Here is a 5,226-nt window from a genome sequence, read left to right as displayed (position 1 = left end):
TTTATTACACTTCAGGAACAGTAAGCACCATGACGCGTAAACAGGCAACCATCGCAGTACGCAGCGGTTTGAATGATGACGAGCAATATGGCTGCGTTGTCCCACCGATTCACCTCTCCAGCACCTACAACTTCCTCGACTTTAATGAACCGCGTGCACATGACTACTCACGTCGCGGTAACCCCACGCGTGATGTGGTACAACGCGCGCTGGCAGAACTGGAAGGCGGTGCGGGCGCGGTATTAACCAATACCGGGATGTCAGCGATTCATCTGGTGACCACCGTGTTCCTGAAGCCGGGCGATCTGCTGGTTGCCCCACATGACTGCTACGGCGGCAGCTATCGCCTGTTCGACAGCCTGAGCAAACGCGGTGCTTATCGCGTGAAATTTGTCGATCAGGGTGACAAAGCCGCGCTGGCAGCCGCGCTGGCCGAGAAACCCAAACTCGTGTTGGTGGAGAGCCCAAGCAATCCTCTGCTGCGCGTGGTAGATATCGCAAGTATTTGCCAGGCAGCGCGTGCAGCGGGGGCGATCAGCGTGGTGGATAACACCTTCCTCAGCCCAGCCTTGCAGAACCCGCTGGCGCTGGGAGCCGATCTGGTTATCCACTCTTGCACCAAATACCTGAATGGTCACTCGGATGTGGTGGCCGGAGCGGTGATTTCTAAAGATCCGGCGATGGCCACGGATCTTGCCTGGTGGGCGAATAATATTGGTGTAACCGGCGCAGCGTTTGATAGCTACCTGCTGCTGCGCGGTCTGCGCACGCTGGCGCCGCGTATGGCGGCAGCGCAGCGTAATGCGCTGGCGATTGTTGATTACCTGAAGCAACAACCGCTGGTGAAAAAACTGTATCATCCGTCTCTGCCGGAAAATGCCGGACATGAGTACGCGGTGCGTCAACAACGTGGCTTTGGTGCGATGCTCAGCTTTGAACTTGACGCTGATGAAGCGCGTTTGCGCCGCTTCCTGAAAGCGCTGCAGTTGTTCACGCTGGCGGAATCCCTGGGCGGCGTTGAGAGCCTGATTTCGCACACCGCGACCATGACGCATGCCGGCATGTCTGCGGAAGCGCGCGCGGCAGCGGGTATTTCAGAAACGCTGCTGCGTATTTCTGTCGGAATTGAAGATCACGAAGATTTAATCGCCGATCTGGATAATGCATTCCGGATCGCAGCCGAGGAGTAAGCATGACAAGTTCAGCAGGCGCGGGAACGCCGAACAAGCAGTTGCATAAATTTGGTGGCAGTAGCCTGGCGGATGCACGTTGTTATCAACGTGTCGCCAGCATCATGGCGGATTACAGCCAGCCAGGCGATTTAATGGTGGTCTCTGCCGCAGGCAGCACCACCAACCAGCTGATTAGCTGGCTTAAACTGAGCCAGAGCGATCGCTTATCTGCCCATCAGGTGCAACAAGCTTTACGCCGTTTTCACAGCGAACTGATCGCTGCGCTGTTGCCTGTTGAATTTGCTGAAACGCTGACCGCTGCCTTTATTCGCGATTTGGAACGTCTGGCGGCACTGCTTGACGGCGCTATCACCGATGCGGTGTATGCCGAAGTGGTGGGGCACGGTGAAATCTGGTCGGCACGCTTGATGGCGGCAGTGTTGAGCCAGCGTGATATCGAGTCTGCATGGCTGGACGCGCGTGACTTTCTGCGTGCCGAACGTGCTGCGCAGCCACAGGTCGATGAAGGCAAGTCCTGGCCATTGCTACAGGCGCTGCTGGCTCAGCATCCTCATAAGCGTTTGGTGGTAACCGGCTTTATCAGCCGCAGCGACGCCGGCGAAACGGTGTTACTGGGTCGCAATGGTTCGGACTACTCAGCCACGCAGATCGGTGCGCTGGCAGGCGTAAACCGTGTCACCATCTGGAGCGATGTGGCCGGTGTCTATAGCGCCGATCCGCGTAAAGTGTCCGACGCCTGTTTGCTGCCTTTACTGCGCTTAGATGAGGCCAGCGAGCTGGCGCGTCTGGCCGCACCGGTATTGCATACACGTACGCTGCAGCCCGTGTCGAATAGCGATATCGATCTGCAGTTGCGTTGCAGCTATCAACCTGAGCAGGGCTCAACGCGCATTGAGCGCGTACTGGCTTCCGGTACCGGCGCGCGTATTGTCACCAGCCACGACGATGTGTGCCTGGTAGAGATCCACATCCCAGAAAACCACGATTTCAAAACGCAGCAGAAAGAGATCGATCTGCTGCTGAAGCGTGCGCAACTGCGTCCGTTAGCAATGGGCGTCCATCCTGACCGCCGTCTACTGCAACTTTGCTATACCTCCGAAGTGGTGAACAGCGCATTCAATTTGTTGCAGGACGCTGCGCTGCCGGGTCATCTGCAACTGCGCGATGGCTTAGCGTTGGTGGCGTTGGTCGGCGCAGGCGTGACGCGTAACCCGCTGCATAGCCATCGTTTCTGGCAACAGATCAAAGACCAGCCGGTTGAGTTTGTCTGGCAGTCAGAAGATCACATCAGTATTGTTGCCGTATTGCGGGTAGGACCGACGCAGCATCTGATTCAGGGGCTGCACCAGTCGTTGTTCCGCGCGGAAAAACGCATCGGTCTGATGCTGTTTGGTAAAGGCAATATCGGCTCACGCTGGCTGGAGTTGTTTGCCCGCGAGCAGGAAGGCTTATCGGCGCGTACCGGCTTTGAGTATGTGCTGGCAGGCGTGGCGGATAGCAGTCGTAGTTTGCTGAGCTACGAAGGTCTGGAAGCCAGCCGTGCGCTCGCCTTTTTTGATGACGAAGCCGAAGAACGCGATGAAGAGTCGCTGTTCCTGTGGATGCGCGCCCATCCGTTCGATGATTTAGTGGTGCTGGACGTCACCGCCAGCGCACCGCTGGCACAGCAATATCTTGATTTTGCCAGCCACGGTTTCCATGTCATTAGCGCGAACAAAGTCGCAGGTGCATCCAGCAGCCAGAGCTGGCGGCAGATTCGTGATGCGTTCGCCAAAACCGGTCGTCACTGGCTGTATAACGCCACGGTAGGCGCAGGATTACCGGTGAATCATACGGTGCGCGATCTGCGCGAAAGCGGCGACAGCATTCTGGCCATCAGTGGTATTTTCTCCGGCACGCTGTCCTGGCTGTTCCTGCAATTTGATGGCACCGTGCCGTTCAGTGAGCTGGTGGATCAGGCCTGGCAGCAAGGTCTCACCGAACCCGATCCGCGCGTAGATCTGTCGGGGCAGGATGTGATGCGCAAGCTGGTCATCCTGGCGCGTGAAGCCGGTTATGACATCGAGCCGGATCAGGTGCGTGTTGAATCGCTAGTGCCGTCGGATTGCGAAGAAGAATCGATTGACCACTTCTTCGAGAATGCCGATGAGCTGAATGAACAAATGCTGCAACGCTTTGAAGCGGCACAGGAGATGGGCCTGGTGCTGCGCTACGTGGCGCGTTTCGATGCTAACGGTAAAGCGCGTGTGGGTGTAGAAGCGGTACGTCCGGAACACCCGCTGGCCTCACTGCTGCCGTGCGATAACGTGTTTGCTATCGAAAGCCGCTGGTATCGTGATAATCCGCTGGTGATCCGCGGGCCGGGCGCCGGCCGTGATGTGACAGCCGGTGCGTTACAATCGGATATCAATCGCCTCGCACAACTGCTGTAACCTGCCTTGCCACGCAGACGGTGCCCGCCGTCTGCGTTTTTTATCCTTCAGCTAACATGAAACTCTTTCAACTTGATTGAATATTCGTCACGCCTGTACATTAATTTTAAGTTGACGCTAACGCGGGAATAGTTCATTTTGAGCATCTGGACGTCTAAACGTATGGATGTTCACAGGCCGTAAGTTAACCGATGTGTGACGACGAGGTAATCTGGATGAGTTTCTTTCACGCCAATCAGCGCGAAGCGTTGAACCAAAGCCTGGCTGAGCTGAACGGGCAAATTAATGTCTCTTTTGAATTTTTCCCGCCTCGCACCAGTGAAATGGAAGAAACCTTGTGGAGTTCGATTGATCGACTGAGCATCCTGAAACCGAAATTCCTCTCTGTCACCTACGGTGCGAACTCAGGCGAACGCGACCGTACGCACAGCATCATCAAAGGCATTAAAGAGCGCACCGGCCTGGAGGCGGCTCCTCATCTGACCTGCATTGATGCCACGCGTGATGAGTTACGCACCATCGCGCGCGATTACTGGGATAACGGTATCCGTCACATCGTGGCCCTGCGCGGCGATTTGCCTCCGGGTAGCGGCAAGCCTGAGATGTACGGCGCTGATTTGGTCGCATTGCTTAAAGAAGTGGGCGATTTTGATATCTCAGTGGCGGCTTATCCAGAAGTGCATCCCGAAGCGAAAAGTGCCCAAGCGGATTTGATCAACCTGAAGCGTAAGGTTGATGCCGGTGCTAACCGCGCTATCACGCAGTTCTTCTTTGATGTTGAGAGTTACCTGCGCTTCCGCGATCGCTGTGTTGCGGCAAGCATTGATGTCGAAATCGTGCCAGGCATTTTGCCGGTATCTAACTTTAAACAGTTACAGCGTTTCGCCACCATGACCAACGTGCGCGTGCCGGGCTGGATGAACGCAATGTTTGCCGGACTGGATGACGATCCAGAAACCCGCAAAATGGTCGGCGCTAACATCGCCATGGACATGGTGAAAATCCTGTCACGCGAAGGGGTGAAGGATTTTCATTTCTATACGCTGAACCGCGCAGAATTGAGTTACGCCATCTGTCACACGCTGGGTGTGCGTCCGGCCTTAAGAGCCTGATTTTATTAAATAGAATTATGAGGGGGCCAATGTGCCCTCTTTTTAATGGCACCATGTTACCCAGCGGGAAGAGGCGGCAAATGGAGTAAAGCGTTGGGCGCCAGGGATGGCGCACGCCGAGCGATCAGGGACGAGACAGCGGCTTTACGTAATTGCCGCCTCTTCCCGCGACGCGCACCGCCCATAAAAAAAAGGGCCAGATTGGCCCCTTCATGATTAGCGCATACCGCCACTAGCCCGTATTACGCATACCCGCTGCCACACCGGCAATCGTCACCATCAGTGCTTGTTCAACACGCGCATCCGGCTCATCACCACGCTCTTCCTGCGCACGTGCACGATGCAGCAGTTCAGCCTGCAGCACGTTGAGCGGATCGGTGTAAACGTTACGCAGCGCGATGGATTCGGCGATCCACGGCTGGTCCGCCATCAGATGCGCATCGTTCGCGATGGTCAGCACCGCTTTGATGTCGGCATCGAGCTGATCGC

Annotated in this window: 4 protein-coding genes; 3 read left to right on the top strand and 1 reads right to left on the bottom strand. The window is 56.1% G+C overall.

Annotated elements, in window-relative coordinates:
• Nucleotides 1-29: 29 nt before the first annotated feature.
• The 3 genes from metB to metF all read left to right on the top strand — a co-directional run bounded on the left by metB (nucleotide 30) and on the right by metF (nucleotide 4,737).
• Nucleotides 30-1,190: a cystathionine gamma-synthase gene (gene metB / locus FT726_RS25980; RefSeq protein ID WP_346303708.1), complete on the top strand. Its 1,161-nt coding sequence runs from the start codon at nucleotides 30-32 to the stop codon at nucleotides 1,188-1,190.
• 2 nt (nucleotides 1,191-1,192) lie between these two features.
• Nucleotides 1,193-3,625, top strand: coding sequence for a bifunctional aspartate kinase/homoserine dehydrogenase II (locus FT726_RS25975; protein ID WP_346303707.1), 2,433 nt, complete (start codon nucleotides 1,193-1,195; stop codon nucleotides 3,623-3,625).
• Between the two features lie 215 nt (nucleotides 3,626-3,840).
• Nucleotides 3,841-4,737, top strand: coding sequence for a methylenetetrahydrofolate reductase (gene metF / locus FT726_RS25970; protein WP_346303706.1), 897 nt, complete (start codon nucleotides 3,841-3,843; stop codon nucleotides 4,735-4,737).
• Nucleotides 4,738-4,969: 232 nt separating this feature from the next.
• Here the strand turns inward: metF and FT726_RS25965 are convergent.
• On the bottom strand, nucleotides 4,970-5,226 hold a 257-nt coding region (locus tag FT726_RS25965), incomplete at its 5' end, for a phosphoenolpyruvate carboxylase (protein ID WP_346303705.1).

This window comes from Pantoea sp. Morm (assembly GCF_016643525.1).
In the GTDB taxonomy this organism is placed as follows: Bacteria; Pseudomonadota; Gammaproteobacteria; order Enterobacterales; family Enterobacteriaceae; genus Pantoea; species Pantoea dispersa.
The sequence above is the reverse complement of the archived record's forward strand: the minus strand, read 5'-3'. Positions and strand labels throughout refer to the sequence as shown.